Origin of the sequence: Rhizobium etli CFN 42 (assembly GCF_000092045.1) — a bacterium.
GTDB classification, from domain to species: domain Bacteria; phylum Pseudomonadota; class Alphaproteobacteria; order Rhizobiales; family Rhizobiaceae; genus Rhizobium; species Rhizobium etli.
On sequence record NC_007765.1, the window covers coordinates 33,757 to 52,118 of the forward strand.

An 18,362-nucleotide genomic window follows, 5' to 3' on the forward strand; every position below is an offset into this window, starting at 1 on the left:
TTATGCGCGGAGCTTCTCGTCGCCGTTGCAAGGGATGACCGCCGTGGCTGAAGCTGCGCCGTTCAGAAGGCGCTTTTCGGCCGCCTGCAGGTCGAGGATCGCCCGTTCGATCCCCGAGGCCGGCGTGTCGCGCGAGACCAGGCGCCACCGATGATGCTGCCACCAGGCGACGAGCAGGCGTCTGCTTGGGACTTCTATCGTCTCATGCAGGAACCATGCTCCCCCCATCGCCACGGCAAGCGCCACCGCGATGAGCACCGATTCCGGAATCCAAGATTCAAAAGTCCGATGGACAAGGAACATGATCGGGACGTGGAAAAGATAGAGCGAGAAGCTGATCGTGCCGAGGAATCTCACGGGCGCAGCTGCCAGGAGATGGGCTGCGACGGGCGGCTGCCGCGCGACCAGCGCCACGATCACCGCTGCGGCGGCCGCGCTCTGCAGGCCCCAGAATGCGGGGGAAAAACTCGGCAGGACATGCCTGTAAGCGAAGAATACCGCCAGAAGGAGCAGAGTGAAGAACCCCGTGAGGCCGGATGGCGCCCATCCCTGCCACGAAGAATTCATCCTCCCGGCAAGCGCGCCGAAAAGAAAGTAAGGGAGCTTGGAAACGAGCATGATTCCCGGCCCCGGCAATTCAAGCAGACCATCGACGACGACTGCCACGGCGAAGCCCGCGATGAGGCCGCCATAGCGGTGCGGGTGGGCTAAGCAAAGCCACAGGATCGGGAAGAGCAGATAGAATTGAATTTCCGGGGGAATTGACCAGAAAACGCCGCTCGAGCCCAGAAGAAGGACATGACGCAGAAAGTCCGTGCCGCCGATGATAGGCTGGACGAAATTCAGACCCTGCATGCCGGACAGCATCGCCACGAGCAGAACCGCAGCCAGATAGACCGGATAGATGCGGGCAAAACGGCTCACCAGGAAATCCAGTACATTTTCCCTGGTCACCGGCCGTGAACCATAGAGATGGGCCATCAGAAAGCCGCTAAGGACAAAGAACAGGCCGACGGCTTCGCTGCCCATCGTCATCAAATGCTGGGCGGTGTTTGGAAAGATAAGGCCGATATGAGCTTGAACGACCAGCAGCGCGGCGATGCCGCGCAATCCATCGAGACTGGGAATGTAATCCGGCCGGTTCATGTGCAGCTTTTACATATTCTGTTCAGGCAAGCAGTAGCGGACATCACTTTACATGATATTAATCCGGTTGCGCTCGAGCGTCCGGCGCAACTGCTTGCCGGTGCTCCGCTATCGGCGGCCGCCTCTTCCGATCTCGCCGCGAAGGATGAATACCAGCAAGGCGAGCGCCATCGCCGCCAGCCCGTACCAGGTGATGGCATAGACGAGATGGTTGTTTGGGAAATGGATGACCGTCAGGCCGCCGACTGGCAGGCCGCCCGGATTGGCAGCGGCGTCGGCATCGATGAAATAGGGTGCGACCCCATCAACGCCGCGCTTTTGCGCGATGGCGGCGACATCGCGTGAATACCAGCGGTCGGCTTCAACGTCGTTGGATCGCAGCAGCGATCCCTTCGGCTCCGTCATCCGCATCAGCCCGGTGATCTCGACCGGCCCCGACACCTGGCCTTCGCGGCGCGCGGCCGGGTCGCGCTTGTCTGTGGGAACGAAGCCGCGATTGATGAGGATAGCAGTGCCGTCGGCAAGCGTGAGCGGCGTCATCACCCAATAACCCGGGCCGAGCGCCGTCGAGGCGTAGACCAGCGTCTCCCTGTCGTTGGCCAGCGTCCCGGCCGCGTTTACCCGGCGATATTCGTCGTCGGCATTGATCTTGGCCCATTCGGTCCGCGCCGGGGCGGGCACTGCTGCGGCATGCACGCGCTGGTCGATGCGGGCGGTGAGGTCGCGCTTCCAGGCCAGCCGCTGCACCTGCCAGGTGCCGAGCGCAGCAAGCGCTGCGGCAAGCAGCGCCAGGCAGACGACAAAGAGCGCGCGTTTTGCAGGCGAATGCCGTCTATCCTCTTTTTCCGGGGAAGTCTCGCTCATGGCAAGAACCGCTTCGGGCGGCGTTGCCGCCGCCCTTTCGATGTCATCACGGCATGTTCTTCATCATCTCGGGGCTCATCGGCATCATGTTGGTGTTGAGATGATGCATGACCCAGAGCGAACCGGAGAGCGCGATCGCGACGATGATGAGGGTGAAGATCAGCGCCATCATCGTCCAGCCGCCCTCGCTTCTCGGGTTCATATGCAGGAAGAAGACCATATGGACGACGATCTGGACAGCGCCGATGGCCATCACCAGCACCGCCGTCACCGCCGGGCTTGCGAAGACGCCCGCCATGACCAGCCAGAAGGGAATGGCGGTCAGGACGACGGATAGCGCGAAGCCCGCCATATAGCTGCGGAAGGTGCCATGGCCGGCCTGATGGCCGTGGCTGTGGCCGTGATGCGCCTCGTGGGCGTCCTCATGAGCAGGGGCTTGCGAACTCATCCGACAACTCCGAGCAGATAGACGAAGGAAAAGACGCCGATCCAGACGACGTCGAGGAAGTGCCAGAACATCGAAAGGCACATCAGGCGGCGGCGGTTGGCCTCGACCAGCCCGTGCATCGACACCTGCACCATCAGCGTGATCAGCCAGATGATGCCGAAGGTGACGTGCAGCCCGTGGGTGCCGACGAGCGTAAAGAAGGAGGAGAGGAAGGCGCTGCGCGTCGGCCCTGCGCCCTCGTGGATCAGGTGGATGAACTCGTAAAGCTCGAGCCCGATGAAGGCTGCGCCGAACAGGCCGGTGACGGCAAGCCAGAACAGCGTTTCCGCCTTGGCGTTCCGCTCCATCTGCAGCATGGCGAAGCCGTAGGTGATCGACGAGAGGAGCAGCATCGAGGTGTTGAGGGCGACGATCGGCAGATCGAAGAGATCGGCCGGCGACGGCCCGGCGGCATAGTTCCGGCCGAGCACGCCGTGCGTGGCAAACAGCACCGCGAAGATCAGGCAGTCGCTCATCAAATAGAGCCAGAAGCCGAGATTGGTGCTCCCCTCCGGATGATGGTCTTCGGTCAGATAGAATTCAGGCTTTTCGGCCCTGTCGATGGTTTGATCGCTCATGGTCATTACACCTGCTCGGCAAGCAGCGCCGTGCGCTTGCCTTCCGTTTCGGTCACCTTGCCGGCGGGTATGTAGAAGTCGCGTTTGTAGTTGAACGTATGGCCGATCGCCACCACGAGCAGCGCGACGGCGGAGACGACGACCAGCCACCACATGTACCAGATCAGGCCGAAGGCAAGCGCGACGCTGATTGCCGACAGGATGGCGCCGGTGCCGGTATTCTTCGGCATGTGGATCGGCTTGAAGCCGCCGAGCGGGCGCTCGTAGCCGCGCCGTTTCATGTCGTACCAGCTGTCATGATCGTGCACCACGGGCGTGAAGGCGAAGTTGTAGTCCGGCGGCGGCGAGGAGGTCGACCATTCCAGCGTCCGGGCATCCCAGGGATCGCCGCTATCGTCTCGCAATTCCTCGCGTTTGATGAAGCTGACGACGATCTGGATCAGGAAGGCGGCGATGCCGAGCGCGATCAGGCCGACACCGAAGGCGGCGACGATGAACCAGATCCGCAGTGACGGATCCTCGAACTGGCTCATGCGGCGGGTGACGCCCATAAGGCCGAGCACGTAGAGCGGCATGAAGGCGAACCAGAAGCCGATCTGCCAGAACCAGAAGCTCATCTTGCCCCAGAAGGGATCGAGCTTGAAGCCGAAGGCCTTCGGGAACCAGTAGTTCACGCCGGCGAACATGCCGAAGAGAACGCCGCCGATGATGACGTTGTGGAAGTGGGCGATGAGGAACAGTGAATTGTGCAGCACGAAGTCGGCCGGCGGCACGGCGAGCATGACGCCGGTCATGCCGCCGATGACAAAGGTCACCATGAAGCCGACCGTCCACAGCATCGGCACCTCGTAGCGGATGCGGCCGCGATACATGGTGAAGAGCCAGTTGAAGATCTTCGCTCCCGTGGGGATCGAGATGATCATCGTGGTGATGCCGAAGAAGGAATTGACGCTGGCGCCGGAACCCATTGTGAAGAAGTGGTGTAGCCAGACGATGTAGGACAGGATCATGATCACGCAGGTGGCGTAGACCATTGAGGCATAGCCGAACAGGCGTTTGCCGGAGAAGGTGGCGACGACTTCCGAGAAGATGCCGAAGGCCGGCAGCACCAGAATGTAGACCTCCGGATGGCCCCAGATCCAGATGAGGTTGATGTACATCATCGGATTGCCGCCGAGGTCGTTGGTAAAGAAGTTCGTCCCGGCATAGCGGTCGAGCGACAGCAGCGCGAGCGTTGCCGTCAGGATCGGGAAGGAGGCGACAATCAGCACGTTGGTGCAGAGTGCGGTCCAGGTGAAGACCGGCATCTTCATGAAGGTCATGCCCGGCGCGCGCATCTTGACGATGGTGGCGATCAGGTTGATGCCGGAGAGCGTCGTGCCGACACCGGCCACCTGCAGGCCCCAGATATAATAGTCGACGCCGACACCCGGGCTATAGGCGGCCCCCGATAGCGGCGGGTAGGCGAGCCAGCCGGTCTGGGCGAATTCACCGATGAACAGCGACAGCATGATGATGATCGCGCCGGCGGTCGTCATCCAGAAGGAGAAGTTGTTCAAGAAGGGGAAGGAGACGTCGCGCGCGCCGATCTGCAGCGGCACCACGAAGTTCATCAGGCCGGTGACGAAGGGCATCGCCACGAAAAAGATCATGATGACGCCGTGGGCGGTGAAGATCTGGTCGTAATGGTGCGGCGGCAGGTAGCCCTCCGACCCGTTGAAGGCGATTGCCTGCTGGACGCGCATCAGGATCGCATCGGAAAAGCCGCGCAAGAGCATGATGACGGCCAGGATCACATACATGATGCCGATCTTCTTGTGATCGACGCTGCAGATCCAGTCGTGCCAGAGCGGACCCCAGAACTTGAAATAGGTGATGGCGCCAAGCACGGCGAGACCGCCGATGACGACGCCGATAAAGGTCACGACCAGAATCGGCTCGTGGTAGGGAATGGCGTCGAGGGTCAACCGGCCGAAGATCAACTTCAGGAGGTCAGGATTGGAAAACATGGAACAACCCGTTCATTATGTCTTGCGACGCAAAGCGCCAGGTTAATTGTTGTTGTTGAGCTGCGCCGGCGCCGGACCGGCGTCGTTGCCCATGCCGGGCATGGAATGGCCGTCATGCTGCATGTCCATTCCGGGCGTGCTGTGCATCCCGGGCATGTCATGCTGCATGCTGTTGCCATCGGTGCTTCTGTCTGGCTCGCTGCGTGCCGGAGCCCCCGTTGCCGGCACGGTGGCGGCGGGCGCCACCACGCCTTCGCCGGCGTGGCGGTTGTCGTATTGCAGCTTCTCGCGGTTCTCAGCACTTTCCTTGCCGCCGCCGCCCATCATGTCGATGTGCATCATCTCGTTCATGCACATCTTGCCCGGCGTCGCGCACATGTTGAGGATGGCGGTGTAAAGATCGGCGTCGGCGCCGGCATAATAACGCACCGGCTCCTTCTCACTCGGCTTCTCCAGCTTCAGATAAGCGTCGCGGTTGAGCATCGTGCCCTGCTGCTTGACCTTGGCTACCCAGGCGTCGAAGCCTGCGCGGGTGAGGCCATGGAACTTGAAGCGCATGTGCGAGAAGCCGGCGCCGCTGTAATTGGCGGAGAAGCCTTCATATTCGCCTTCCCGGTTGATGACGGCGTGCAGCTTCGTCTCCATGCCGGGCATGGCGTAGATCTGGCCGGCAAGGGCGGGGATGTAGAAGGAGTTCATCACCGAGGAGGCGGTGATCTTGAAATTGACCGGCATGTCGACGGGAGCGGCAAGCTCGTTGACGGTGGCGATGCCGAGTTCGGGATAGAAGAACAGCCATTTCCAGTCGAGCGCCACGACCTCGACGGTCAGCGGCTTGGTATCGGCCGGGATGGCGCGCTCGGCATCGAGCCGGTCGAGGGGGCGGTAGGGATCGAGCTTATGCGTGGATATCCAGGTGACGGCGCCGAGCGCAATGATGATCGCCAGGGGTGCCGCCCAGATGACGATTTCGAGGCGGGTCGAATGATGCCATTCCGGCGCATAAGTCGCGGCAGTGTTGGAGCGGCGGTAGCGCCAGGCGAAGAGCAGCGTCAGGAAGATCACCGGAACGATGATCAGAAGCATCAGCACCGTCGCGATGACGATCAGATCGCGCTGTTGCGCGGCGATGTCGCCGGAGGGCGCCATGACCACCATGTTGCATCCTGCCAGGAAAAGCAGCGGCAAGACGGATAGAAGGCGGGAAAACTTCATGAGTTTTGGCACGTCTCTAAGCTCTTGTTGTTTCGTTTTGTCCGCGACTAAAGCACTGAACCGGATAGCGACATGAGGCGGAAGGTCGCAGTGCAGCAAACATGCCGCACTGCGGCAAAAATCATCGGGCGCTAGTGCTTTGAAATCCTGATGGAATATAGAAGGATTTTAGCCCCTGCGCATGTTCAGTCCAATATATCCGCAACTGCCGGTCAGGCCAGCATTTGCAGGGGAAAATCACCGTCCGGATCACGCAATTTTTTCCATCTGCGCTTCATTTGAGCCGTGATGATGAACTATTTCGGTCTTACGGACTTGATAAGCCTGCAGGTTTGATCAAGATCAGACTTGAGGCGCCTTGCCGCAAGCGCCTTAACGAGGAGGCGTTTTATGGCAACAACATCGCATTACGGACCGTCGTCGTCGTCGCTTGAACGCGACGCACGGCGTATTCACGACGACAAGCCGGTGTCACCGGGCAGCATCGCCATCGGCGTGGTGATCGGCCGCATGTCGGAATTCTTCGATTTCTTCGTCTACGGCCTCGCCTCGGTCCTGGTCTTTCCGCAGCTCGTCTTTCCTTTCGCGCCCGACAGGCTGACCGGCACGCTCTATTCCTTCGCCATCTTCTCGCTCGCTTTCCTCGCCCGTCCCGTCGGCTCCGTCGTCTTCATGACCATCGACCGGATGTATGGGCGCGGCACGAAGCTGACGATCGCGCTCTTCCTGCTCGGCGGCTCCACGGCCTCGATTGCTTTCCTGCCCGGCTATGCGGAGATCGGCGTCTGGTCGATCGCGCTGCTGGCGCTCTTCCGACTCGGCCAGGGCTTCGCGCTCGGCGGCGCCTGGGACGGCCTGGCATCGCTGCTCGCACTCAACGCGCCGCCCAATCACCGTGGCTGGTACGCAATGATCCCGCAGCTCGGCGCTCCGATCGGTTTTGCGCTGGCAAGCACGCTCTTCGGTTATTTCGTCGCCAACCTTTCCAGCGAGGACTTCCTTTCCTGGGGCTGGCGCTATCCCTTCTTCGTCGCCTTCGCGATCAATGTCGTGGCGCTGTTTGCGCGTCTGCGCCTGGTCATGACCAAGGAATTCGGTACGCTGCTCGAGCAACATGAGCTGGAGGCCGCACCGATCCTCGAGGTGCTGCGCGTTCACGGCCGCGACATCCTGATCGGCGCCTTCGTGCCGCTTGCCAGTTTCGCCATGTTCCACCTGGTGACCATCTTCCCGCTCGGCTGGATGAGCCTTTACGGCAACCAGCCGATCGGCACCTTCATGGTGGTGCAGGTGGTCGGCGCCATGGTCGGCGTCGTCGCCATCATCGCCTCCGGCCTGATCGCCGACCGTATCGGCCGGCGCGCCCAGCTCGCCATCTGCGCCGTCATCATCGCCGTCTTCAGCTTTGTCGGGCCGATCCTGATCGCATCCGGTAATAACGGCCACGACGCTTTCGTCATCATCGGCTTCGGCGTGCTCGGCCTGTCCTTCGGCCAGGCAACCGGCTCGATCTCGTCGCGGTTCGGCCGCGGCTATCGCTATACCGGTGCTGCCTTCACCTCGGACCTTGCCTGGCTGGTCGGCGCCGGCTTTGCGCCGCTGGTGGCGCTCAGCCTCTCCAGCCGCTTCGGCCTGACCTTCGTCGGCTACTACCTGCTTTCCGGCGCCATCTGCACGCTGGCGGCGCTGGCCTTCAGCAAGGCGCTGGAACAGCGCGAATAGGCGGGGCGTCGAGGCCCGCCCCTCATCCGCCTGCCGGCACCTTCTCCTCGTAAACGGGGCGAAGGGATCAAGCCGCAACCTCTCCGTCCCCCGCCAAGCTCTCGCACGTCCCCTCTCCCCGTTTTTACGGGGAGAGGGTTAGGTGAGGGGCAGCCATCGGCGCGAATCTGCCCAAATCCAATTATTGAATGCATTGCAATCTATAATTAAATGCATATCCTTGTCGCCGCAACGAGGATATGGCCGTGACCGCAGAAACCGTCGATCATTCAACCCTTTCCCGCCTTGTCGATGCCGGAGCGGTCGAAGCCGCGCATGTCGTCGGCAAGACCGGCGGCTGGTCCGTCGTTATCCGCTACGGCAAATCAGAACGTCCGCTCGCCGCTCAACGCAGCCGGCAGGTGCGCCTGTTTAAGCGTATGGATACGCTGGTCTCCTATCTCAAGGATGTCGGCATCTCGCAGTTCGATGTCGATGCGGCCGATTACGTTTCCGAGACGGCGTCTCGACCGGATCGGGCCGCAGCTCTGCGTCGGACCCATAAGGCGGCGGAATACGACAAGTGGTTTCGCGAACAGGTCGAGGAAGCGATCCGCCAAGCCGATGATCCGAACGCGGTCTGGATCACTGCACAGGATGCCGAAGAACGAATGGACAAGCTTCGGGCCGAACTGCTCGCGCAGGTGGAATCCGGAGATGAGGCTTGATCGTTAGCTGGCTGCAGCAGACGCTTCTGGATCGGGAACATCAGCTTCGGCACGTCTTCGCGCAAAATCCGAAGGCTGCAATCGCGTTGGATGATGTTATCCGGCATCAGGCCAAAATGCTCGCCGATCACCCCGAAGCAGGACGCAGCGGTCGTCTCGAGGGAACACGGGAATTGGTCATTCCGCGCACCGCATTCCTGCTGATCTATCGCATCGACAAAAAGGCGCAGAGGGTGGAAATACTGCGCCTTCTTCATGGCGCCCAGCACTGGCCGCCGAAACGCTGAGTGTTTCTTACTGCGCCATCTGCGGCTGCTTCGCCGCCCGCGCCGCGGTCAGTTCCGCGGTGGTGTGGTTCAGGCGGTCGGCAAGCACGCGCATGATTTCCACGGCCATCTCGGGGAAGTCGCTGAGCAGCTTCAGGAAGTGCTCCTTGCTGATGCGCAGCACCTCAAGGGGCGAGGTGGCGCGCACCGTTGCCGTGCGTGAGACATCGCAGAGGATGGCGATTTCGCCGACGATGGAATTGAGCTCGACATCGGCGACCTTGATTTCGCCGGCCGGCGAGGAGACGATGATGTCGGCGCTGCCGGAGAGAATGACATAGGCCGCGTCGCCGACATCACCCTGATGGAAGAGATCCTGACCGGCCTTGTAGGTCATGCGGTCGGAGGTGAAGGCCAAAAGCTTGAGTTTCGCTGGCGCAATCCTCGAAAAGATCGGCACCCGGCGCAGCATTTCGACTTCGTCTCTCAACAGCATGAGCGTTTCAATCCCCTGACGCAGGGTTCTTGGAACCCGGCGCCTCAATTCCGGGCGTTCCCCCGGGAACGCCTACCATCGCCGCCCCAATAGAATATTACGATAACAGTTCCTTGAACATACCGTTTTTCTCGGAAAGTTCCGGATAGTTTCCGGCTTCCGCCAGCCCGCCGCGGTCGAAGAGCAGGATCCGGTCGAACATTTCGGCGAGCCGCGCATTCGAAAGCACCCAGATGATCGCCGGGCGCTCACCTTCCTTATGCAGGTCTTCGATGATGTTGCGGGTGATCTGATCCTGAACGCGTTGATCCAGTGCCGACAGCGGCCGGTTGAAGACGAAATAGTCCGAGCGCTTCAGAAGTGCGCGGGCAAGATTCAGCTTCTGGCGCTGCACCATGGTCAGCCGCTTGCCGCCGGAGCCGACGTCGAATTCGAGACCGATCGACAGGACATCGTCATAAAGGTCGAGCGCGTCGAAGAGCTCGCCCATGATGGCCCGGATGCGGTCGGAGGCGTCGGCCTGCTGATAGGCGATACGGCCGAAGAGCACATTGTCCATCAGGCTTGCCGACGGGGTGAAGCGCTCGGCGTCGTAGCGCTCGATCAACTCGGCGAGGTCGGCCGGAATATGCGCATGGAACTGCTTGCGGGCGCTGACGATCTTGTCCATCAGCTCGTTGGTCAGCAGGCCGAAGCGGTGGCGCGGCTCGATATAGGCGAAGCTAAGCCGGATGATGGCGGACCGCTCCTCAGGCGTGGCGTCCTCGAAGCGGCGGCTTTGCAGCTTCTGCAGAAGCGCCTGATAAGTCGGAATGTCGTCCGCCGTCATGAAGGTCAGCTGCTGGAAGAAAGGATGATCCGGCGGCAGGTCGTGGAAGAGTTCGACGGCGTTTTCGGCAATCTCGAGGCCCATGGCGTAGAGATCGGTGCTGAGGCCCGTCTCGCGGAACAGCTGCTGGAAATAGGGGTGGGCGGCAAGCCGGCGGTTGGTCATCAGCGGCCGCTTCATCGTGCCGAAGAGCAGGTTCTCACCGACCGTCGCCTGGGCATTGTAGGCGTCGAAATCGAAGGGCACGACGATGCCGTCGAGCCCTTCGTCGCGCAGCCGGTCGCGCAGCGAGGCGCGCAGCGCCACGACATGGTCGCTGACCGCCACATGCACCTCGGTATTGACGTTCGAGCGCAGCGCCAGGTCGAGGATGTCCTGCGAGATCAGCACGGCGTCGAGCACCGGCCGGATCGCTTTGAGGAGATCATCCGGTCCATTGGCGCCGGCCGCCTGGTAATCCACCCAATCACTGTTGAGGTCGAGCGTCGGGTTGCCGGCCTTCAGCGCCTCGGCGGAGTGCCATTTATACTCCTGCTCTTGCTTCTCGTCGTAGACGGGGTCGATCATCGGCGCGTGCTTGAGGCCGTAGAGCAGATTGCTGGCGAGCGTGCCATGGAAGAAGAAGGTGTCGGCCGAGGCGTAGGAGATGCGGCGGCCGGTGATCGATTCCGGCAGCTCGAGCAGGTCGCGTCCGTCGATGGTGATGCGGCCGGAGTCGGGCCAGATCATGCGGCCGAGCGCTTCGGCGAATGCTTCGGCGCCGCTGCCGTTCGGACCGACGATTGCAACCGTCTCGTTCGGCTTGATTTCGACCGAGACGTGGTCGACGAGGCGGGCGCCGCTGTCGTCCGAAAGCGTCAGATTGGTGACGACCAGCGCGCTGGTCAGTGCGCCCACGGGTGCGGTCGCCAATTCCTGGATCCTACTGTCGATCAAGGGCTCGACGTTGAACTGCTCGTAGACCTGCTGATATTTCACCTGCACGTCCTGGCGCATCTGGTCCCAGTCGATCAGTTCCTTCAGCGGCCCGGGCAGGTCCTTGTAGGCCGATATGACGGCGACGAGCTGGCCGATGTCGAGCCGGCCCTGCAGCGCGAGATAACCGCCGATCGCGTAGAACAGGAAGGGCGTGACCTGGGCGAGAAAGTTATTGATGAACTTCACCAGGAACTTCCACTGGTAAAGGTCGTAGCGGATCGAGAAGATGCGGCCGAGCCGCCAGGCGATATCGGCGCGTTCGAGGTTGGATGTGTCGTTGCCGTGGATCGTGCCGATGCCCTCGACGATTTCGCCGACGCGACCGGAAAGCTCGCGGGCCGTCAGCTGCCGCTGGCGGCCGAGATCCAGCAAGCGCTTGCGCATGCGGGGAATGACGACTGCCTGGACGCCGACGATGGCGGCGGCGATCATGCCGAGCCAGAAATTCTGCACGATGATGAAGGCGAGCGCGGTGATCGCCTGACCGCCGAGCAGGGCGGGCGAGACGAAGGCGTCGCCGGTGAAGCCGCCCATCGGCTCCACCTCGTCCTTGATCATGGTGGCGATCTCGGCCGATTTCACCCGCTTGAAATGAGCCGGCGGAAACCGCAGCACCCGGTCGATCAGTTCGAAGCGGATGCGCCGCAGCATGCGTTCGCCGAGTCGGCCCTTATAGGTGTTGATGTAGAATTTGAAGAGCCCGTTCAGCACCACCAGCGCCAGGAATACCAGACTGAGAGCCATCAGCATCTGGAAGCGGTCGAGCTGCACGCCCTTGAAGAATTCGACATGGCCGATCAGTGGAATGTCATAGGCGATATGCATGAAGGTCTGGGTTGCGCCGGGGCCTTCAAAGCCGTCGCCCTGGATCGGTCCGTTGACGATCTGCTTCGGCAGATCGAAGGACAGGAAATAGGGGATCATCGAGGCCGCGACGACAGCCAGGATCCACAGCTGCTGCAGCCGCGTGTTCTTCCAGATGTAGCGGGCGAGGCTCTTTTCCATGACTAACCGTCAGCGTGCTGGGAAATTCCGAAGGCGCGATCCGGGCGCGGGACGGGAGGAATTGTCGAGAACAGGACCATGCAGCCGGACCGCCGATATCGCAATGAAAACAAGGCGAAGGGCACCGGCTGCAGAAAGGCCGATTCTCGCCGGAACTCTGCTTATATCACAGGATTTTTAAATTAGGCGAGCGATTCGGCAATCATCGAGCGAATGATGGCGGCCGTCTTCTCCGCTCCGTCGAGATCGAGCGAGGCCGGCTCCTGCCGAGGCGCTGCCAGCCCCTTTTCGACAGCCTCTTTCACATGGGCTGAGGTCAGCCCTTGTTCCGGTAGGATTTCGGCAAGACCCAGCGCCTGCAGCCGCTCGGCCCGCACCGTCTGTTCGGTCTCGCCGCCGGCGACGAAGGGAATGAGGATCGCCCGGCACTCGGTGCGCAAGAGGTCGCCGACCGTGTTGTAGCCGGCCTGGGAGATCGACACCCTAGCGGACCGCAAGAGCGAGGGAAAATCCTTGCGGAAGCGCGCCAGCGTCACATTCGGGGCTACGTCCCGCGACAGCCTGGCAAAATCGGGCTCCGGCAGATTGGGACCTGAGATCAGCAGCCAGCGAAGATCGCTCGGCAGCAGTCTCGCCGCCTCCTTTGCCGCGCCGATCAGCTCGGCGCCGACCGCGCCGCCGCCGGCCGATGCGATGATATCGAAGGTTTCCGCCGGTTCGGGTGCCGGCGGCGGCGCGACGAGGCCGGTATAACGCAGCTTGTCGGCGATTTCTGGCGCCAGCGGGAAGGTATCCTCGAGTCTGACGAAGCCGGGATCACCGTGGACCAGCACGGCGTCGAAATGATCCCTGACCAGCGCCACGGTCTCCTGATCGCGGCCGGTCTTGCGGTTTTCCTGCAGGATGTCGCGCACCGAGCTTACGAGTTTTGGCCGCGGTTCGGCCTCTTCGATCGCTCGAAGCAGGGGCAGGAGTTCGAAGCGCATCTGCCGCCGGCCGAAGGGGAAGGCCTCGATGATGACGACATCGGGCTTTGCGGCATGGAAGGCGTCGAGCAGCAATTGCCGGCGGGCGGCGAGGAATTCTTCGCCGGCCGGCCGGCCATCAGCATCGGCGAGGCCGGAGAAACCGGCATTGCTGGCGACGACCGCCGGCAGAGCCACGGTCTTCACACCCTCGCCGGGAAAGCCCGGCACCGGCAGGCCGCCGGTCACCACGGTGACGTCGAAGCCGTCCCTGACCAGCGCATTGGCGATGCGGCTGGCGCGGGCGATGTGGCCGATGCCGAGCAGGTGCTGGACGTAGAAGAAGATGCGCGGTGCCGTCATGACGCCTTCTGCCATTCGGCCTCGAACAGGCCGGTGAGCTGTCTGATGCTGGAATGATAATCGAAGTCCTCGCGCACCCGCCTTTCGGCGGCGTCGCCGAGGCGCTGGCGCAGCGCCGGATCGCGGATCGCCGCCTCCAGCGCCCGGGCGAGCAGCGCCGGATCCTCCGGCGGCACGACGAGGCCGTTCTCGCCGTCCGTCAGCAGTTCCGGTACGCCGGATACCGTCGTGGAGATGCAGACGAGGCGCTGGCTCGAGGCCTCGACCAACACGTTCGGCAAACCGTCGCGGTCGCCGTTGGCGGCGATGCGGCAGGCGAGCGCAAAGAGATCGGCGCGGCGGTAGTGATCGAGCACGTCTTCCTGTGCCATGGCGCCCTTCCAGACGATGCGGCCGGAGAGGCCGAGCTCGGCTGCGAGCGCCTTCAGCATGGCAAGCTCGTCGCCGCCGCCGATATGCTCCATGCGCCAATGGAGATCGGCCGGCAGCAGCGCCAGCGCCCGCAGCAACACGTCGTAGCCCTTCTTCTCGACGGCGCGGCCGACGCTGAGGATGAAGGCCGGATCGGCCGGGTCGTTGCCGGTTCTCTGCGAATGTGCGCCGGAAAAATGGCCGAAGCGGGCGAGATCGAGGCCGTGATAGCTCAAATGTATGGCCTCCTTGCGCGATGTCAGCATGCGCATGTGCTCGTAGCCGGTCCTGGTGCAGGTGACGGTCCAGCGGGCGCTCTTCAGCTTCTCCTTCAGTTCCCAGTCGGGCGAGGTCCATATGTCCTTGGCATGGGCCGAACAGGTCCAGGGCATGCCCGTCAGGATGCTTGTATATTCCGTTACCGAGGCCGGCGTATGGATGAAATGGGCATGCAGCCACTCGCCTCCATCCGGCCATTCGCGCGCCAGCACCAGCGCCTGGCCGAGGCGGCGGAAGCGGTTGCGGGAGGGGTCGCGCTTGAGGTCGGCGAAGAAGCGTTTCATCACCGCCTTGAAGCCGGTTTTACCGAAGCCGGCGACGAGGCCTTTCAGCACGCGGATCGGTTCCTCGTGCAGATATTCCGGCAGATAGACGACGCGCGCCTTGATCTCGTCATGTACGGGATGGCGCTTCTTGTCGGTCGGCCGGCGCATGGAAATCAGCGTCAGGTCGAAGCCGGCCCTTTCGAGGCCGAGCAGTTCCTGGGCGATGAAGGTTTCCGAAAGGCGGGGATAGCCTTTCAGCACGACGAGGATATTGCGGCGTGGCGGCAAGGCTGTGCCCTATTCTGCGCCGACGACGGCAAGGTGGGTGGCCCGGCCGTCGAGCCACCGGCCGACGGTCTGCGAGATGTGATCCAGCCCTTCGAGATGCATATTGCTGCCGCTTTTCGACGGCGGCAGGCGGGAGGGCAGGCGCTTCAGCGCCGCGGCCATGATGGCGGGATCAACCGATTGCTCCGGCAGCAGCATGTCGACGAGACCGAGCTCGCTGGCTCGCTTGGCGCGCAGCAGCTGTTCCTCGCGCGGTTTGACGCGCGGCACGATGAGGGCCGGCTTGTCGAAGGAGAGGATCTCGCAATAGGTGTTGTAGCCGCCCATGGCGACGACACCGGTGGCGCCGTCGATCAGTTCTTCCATATGATTGTCGAACTCGATCACCTCGATGTAGGGGATGGCTTCACCCTTCTGCACCAGCTTGGCGCGCTCGGCGGCCGGCATATAGGGCCCGAGCACGACGAGCGCCTTCTGCGTCAGCGTCGGATCGGCCTCATAGGCATTCATCACGTCGTGGACGAGATCGGAACCATCGCCGCCGCCGCCTGTGGTAACGAGGAGGTAATTGTCTTTGCGGGCGTGGATCGAGGTTTTGCCCTTGGAAACGCTGCGCTGCAGGAAGCCGACGAAATCCATCTTCCGGCGCAGACTGACCGGCACATCGAGACCGATCAGCGGGTCGTAGAAGTCCGGCGGGCCATAGACCCAGACGCTGTCGTAATATTGGTCGATCTTCTGCATGATACCGTTTCTTTTCCACTCGGCATCGAGCAGATGCGGCGCGTCCATGATCTCGCGCAGGCCGAGCACCAGCACGGTGCCGCGGGCCTTGAGATAGGCGAGCGTATCCTCGACCTCGCCCTTCAGTCCCATCGGCTCCTTGTCGACGATGAAAATGTCGGGCTGGAAGGTCTCGGCGGTGTGGCGGATGCTGGATTCGCGCATCTTCAGCGTCTCGTGCAGATCGATGTGGCTGGCAAGCGAGGTATATTCGCCGTTGCGCAGCTTGATGACGCTCGGGATCTTCACGAAGTCGACGCGGGCGCGGTAGTCGAAGGCGCCGGCGATCGTCGCGCCCGAAATGATCAGGATGTTGAGGCCGCGATAGTCCTCGACCAATGCATGGGCGATGGCGCGACAGCGGCGCAGGTGGCCGAGGCCGAAGGTGTCGTGGCTGTACATGAGGATGCGAGCATCTTCGAGACGTCTGGCCATGGGTGTTCCCTCCGGGGTGAACAACATGAATTAGTACCCCCACCGTCCGGAGGTCACGAGGCGGGCGCGGTGCCGTGAGGCGCCGCCGGGTTTCCTGCTATTTGTAGGGATCTGCCGCATCACGCAAGCCGTCTCCCAGAAAGTTGAACGCCAAAATGACAAGAACAACAGGAATGATCGGAAAGAGCAGCCAAGGATAGAAGGCGATGACGCTGACGCTTTTTGCCTCGGTCAGCAGAATGCCCCAGCTGGTGATCGGCGGGCGAAGGCCGAGGCCGAGGAAGGAGAGCGCGGTCTCGCCGAGGATCATGCCGGGGATCGAAATCGTCGCCGAGGCGATGAGATGCGACATGAAGCCCGGCACCAGATGGCGGCCGATGATGCGTGGCGTGCTGGCGCCCATCAGCTGCGCGGCCTGCACGTAATCCTCCTCGCGCAGCGCCAGGAGCTTGGAGCGCACGGCCCGCGCCAGCCCGGTCCAGTCGATGATGCCGAGGATGACGGTAATGCCGAAATAAATGACGATCGGGCTCCAGGTCACCGGCATGATGGCGGCGAGCGCCATCCATAGCGGCAGACTCGGCAGCGATTGCAGCACCTCGATCAGGCGCTGGACGATGAGGTCGAACACGCCGCCCCAGTAGCCGGCAAGGCCGCCGATGACGATGCCGAGCACGAAGCTGATCGAAATGCCGATCAGGCCGATCGTCAGCGATATGCGTGCGCCATAGAGGATGCGCGACAGCACGTCGCGGCCGAGCCGGTCGGTGCCGAGCAGGAACATCTGGCCGCCGATCGCCGGGCAGATGAGATGGTAGTTCGAGGCGACGACACCCCAGAATTTATAGGAATCGCCGCGGCAGAAGAAACGGATCGGCTGCACGTCGTTCGGCCGGTCGGTATAGACCCTGTGCAGTGTATCGAGATCGAGCGTCATGCTGCGGCCGTAGACGAAGGGGCCGACGAACTCTCCCTTGTCGAAGAAGTGAACGCGCTGCGGCGGCGCATGGATGAAATCGACGTTGCGGGTGTGCAGGCCGTAGGGCGCCAGGAACTCGACGATCAGGATCATCAGGTAGACGGCGGCAAGAAAGATGCCGGAGATCAAGGCCAGCCTGTGCTGCTTGAACTTCCACCACATCAGCTGTTTCTGCGAGGCGAGATGGATGCGCGATTGCGCCGCCGTCATGGTTTCGGTCGCATGCGGATCGAAAGGCGCAGTCGAGACGTAGTGGGGAAGTGGCGCGCCGGGTGCGGGAAGGGGCGACATTATTTGGTGCTCCTGCCTTGCAGACGGATGCGGGGATCGAGGAAGCCGAGGGCGATATCGGAAATCAGCACGCCGATGACGTTCAAGAAGGCGAGGAACATCAGAAACGAGCCGGCGAGATACATGTCCTGGCTCTGCAGCGCCTTGATCAGCATCGGCCCGGTCGTCTCCAGCGATAGGACGATGGCGACGATTTCGGCGCCCGAAATGATCGACGGCAGGATCGAGCCGATGTCGGCGATGAAGAAATTGAGCGCCATGCGCAGCGGATATTTGACCAACGCCCGCATCGGGTGCAGGCCCTTGGCGCGGGCCGTCGTCACATATTGCTTCTGCATCTCGTCGAGAAGATTGGCGCGCAGCCGCCGGATCATGCCGGCCGTGCCGGCCGTGCCGACGATGATGACGGGGATCCAGAGATGGGCGAGGATCGACTTCGCCTTTTCCCAGCTCATCGGCGCGTTGAGATATTGCTGGTCCATCAGGTGGCCGATCGACAGCCCGAACCAGACATTGGCGAAATACATCAGGATCAGCGCCAGCATGAAGTTCGGAATGGCGATGCCGAGCAGGCCGAGAAAGGTCAGCCCGTAATCGCCCCAGCTATACTGATGCGTCGCCGAATAGATACCGATCGGAAAGGCGATCAGCCAGGTGAGCAGGATCGTCGTGAAGGAGACGAGAATCGTCAGCCACAGTCGTTCGCCGACCACATCCGAGACCGGCAGCTGGTATTCGAAGGAATAGCCGAAATCGCCGTGCAGCATGCCGCCGACCCAGTAGAAATAGCGCACGATCTCCGGCTTGTCGAAGCCGTATTGCTGACGCATTTCCTCGATTTCCTGGAGGTTGGCGGTCTCGCCGGAGGCGCGCAGCTCGGCGATCTGGCTCTCGAAGAAGTCGCCGGGGGGCAGCTCGATGATGGTGAAAACCAGCGCCGAAATGACGAAGAGTGTCGGCACCATGGCGGCGATGCGCCAGAGAATGTATCTGAGCACGC

At 62.2% G+C, this 18,362-nt stretch carries 16 protein-coding genes; 3 read left to right on the forward strand and 13 right to left on the reverse strand.

The genetic code is table 11. The annotated features are described in order from the left end of the window. From RHE_RS24145 to cyoA, 6 genes are all read right to left on the reverse strand, one after another. Nucleotides 1-1,146, reverse strand: a complete 1,146-nt coding sequence (locus tag RHE_RS24145; RefSeq protein WP_011427884.1) for an acyltransferase family protein — start codon at nt 1,144-1,146, stop codon at nt 1-3. A gap of 108 nt (nt 1,147-1,254) precedes the next feature. Beyond that, nucleotides 1,255-2,010 (reverse strand): SURF1 family protein, encoded by a 756-nt coding sequence (locus RHE_RS24150; RefSeq protein WP_011427885.1) that lies wholly within the window; start codon nt 2,008-2,010, stop codon nt 1,255-1,257. Between the two features lie 46 nt (nt 2,011-2,056). Beyond that, the gene (gene cyoD, locus RHE_RS24155) at nt 2,057-2,458 is read right to left on the reverse strand and encodes a cytochrome o ubiquinol oxidase subunit IV (protein WP_011427886.1); all 402 of its coding nucleotides are present in this window, start codon (nt 2,456-2,458) and stop codon (nt 2,057-2,059) included. Continuing rightward, nucleotides 2,455-3,075 (reverse strand): cytochrome o ubiquinol oxidase subunit III, encoded by a 621-nt coding sequence (gene cyoC, locus RHE_RS24160; protein ID WP_011427887.1) that lies wholly within the window; start codon nt 3,073-3,075, stop codon nt 2,455-2,457. The genes cyoD and cyoC overlap by 4 nt, the downstream gene beginning before the upstream one ends. A gap of 5 nt (nt 3,076-3,080) precedes the next feature. Continuing rightward, nucleotides 3,081-5,084, reverse strand: coding sequence for a cytochrome o ubiquinol oxidase subunit I (gene cyoB / locus RHE_RS24165; protein ID WP_011427888.1), 2,004 nt, complete (start codon nt 5,082-5,084; stop codon nt 3,081-3,083). Nucleotides 5,085-5,126: 42 nt separating this feature from the next. Then, nucleotides 5,127-6,311: a ubiquinol oxidase subunit II gene (gene cyoA / locus RHE_RS24170; RefSeq protein WP_041679050.1), complete on the reverse strand. Its 1,185-nt coding sequence runs from the start codon at nt 6,309-6,311 to the stop codon at nt 5,127-5,129. 378 nt (nt 6,312-6,689) lie between these two features. On the opposite strand from cyoA, the gene RHE_RS24175 reads away from it, so the two are divergent. The 3 genes from RHE_RS24175 (at nt 6,690) to RHE_RS24185 (ending at nt 9,015) form a co-directional block, all read left to right on the forward strand. Beyond that, the gene (locus RHE_RS24175) at nt 6,690-8,021 is read left to right on the forward strand and encodes an MFS transporter (protein ID WP_011427890.1); all 1,332 of its coding nucleotides are present in this window, start codon (nt 6,690-6,692) and stop codon (nt 8,019-8,021) included. A 245-nt stretch (nt 8,022-8,266) separates the two neighbouring features. Continuing rightward, entirely contained in the window at nt 8,267-8,728 is a 462-nt protein-coding gene (locus RHE_RS24180) for a hypothetical protein (RefSeq protein WP_063503104.1), read from the forward strand. Beyond that, nucleotides 8,725-9,015, forward strand: a complete 291-nt coding sequence (locus RHE_RS24185; protein WP_011427892.1) for a type II toxin-antitoxin system RelE/ParE family toxin — start codon at nt 8,725-8,727, stop codon at nt 9,013-9,015. Before RHE_RS24180 ends, RHE_RS24185 begins: the two co-directional genes overlap by 4 nt. 7 nt (nt 9,016-9,022) lie before the next feature. Here the strand turns inward: RHE_RS24185 and RHE_RS24190 are convergent, their stop codons facing one another. The 7 genes from RHE_RS24190 to RHE_RS24220 all read right to left on the reverse strand — a co-directional run bounded on the left by RHE_RS24190 (nt 9,023) and on the right by RHE_RS24220 (nt 18,360). Further along, on the reverse strand, nt 9,023-9,490 hold the full coding sequence (locus RHE_RS24190; RefSeq protein ID WP_004679746.1) for a cyclic nucleotide-binding domain-containing protein: 468 nt from the start codon (nt 9,488-9,490) through the stop codon (nt 9,023-9,025). 97 nt (nt 9,491-9,587) lie between these two features. Next, nucleotides 9,588-12,302, reverse strand: coding sequence for an ABC transporter ATP-binding protein (locus RHE_RS24195; RefSeq protein ID WP_011427893.1), 2,715 nt, complete (start codon nt 12,300-12,302; stop codon nt 9,588-9,590). A 182-nt stretch (nt 12,303-12,484) separates the two neighbouring features. Beyond that, nucleotides 12,485-13,630, reverse strand: a complete 1,146-nt coding sequence (locus RHE_RS24200; RefSeq protein ID WP_011427894.1) for a glycosyltransferase family protein — start codon at nt 13,628-13,630, stop codon at nt 12,485-12,487. Next, nucleotides 13,627-14,874 (reverse strand): glycosyltransferase, encoded by a 1,248-nt coding sequence (locus tag RHE_RS24205; protein ID WP_042119808.1) that lies wholly within the window; start codon nt 14,872-14,874, stop codon nt 13,627-13,629. Before RHE_RS24205 ends, RHE_RS24200 begins: the two co-directional genes overlap by 4 nt. A gap of 9 nt (nt 14,875-14,883) precedes the next feature. Beyond that, the gene (locus RHE_RS24210) at nt 14,884-16,092 is read right to left on the reverse strand and encodes a glycosyltransferase family protein (protein ID WP_020922951.1); all 1,209 of its coding nucleotides are present in this window, start codon (nt 16,090-16,092) and stop codon (nt 14,884-14,886) included. A gap of 97 nt (nt 16,093-16,189) precedes the next feature. After that, nucleotides 16,190-17,362: an ABC transporter permease gene (locus RHE_RS24215; RefSeq protein ID WP_011427897.1), complete on the reverse strand. Its 1,173-nt coding sequence runs from the start codon at nt 17,360-17,362 to the stop codon at nt 16,190-16,192. Continuing rightward, nucleotides 17,362-18,360 (reverse strand): ABC transporter permease, encoded by a 999-nt coding sequence (locus RHE_RS24220; RefSeq protein WP_011427898.1) that lies wholly within the window; start codon nt 18,358-18,360, stop codon nt 17,362-17,364. The genes RHE_RS24215 and RHE_RS24220 overlap by 1 nt, the downstream gene beginning before the upstream one ends. Nucleotides 18,361-18,362: the final 2 nt, after the last annotated feature.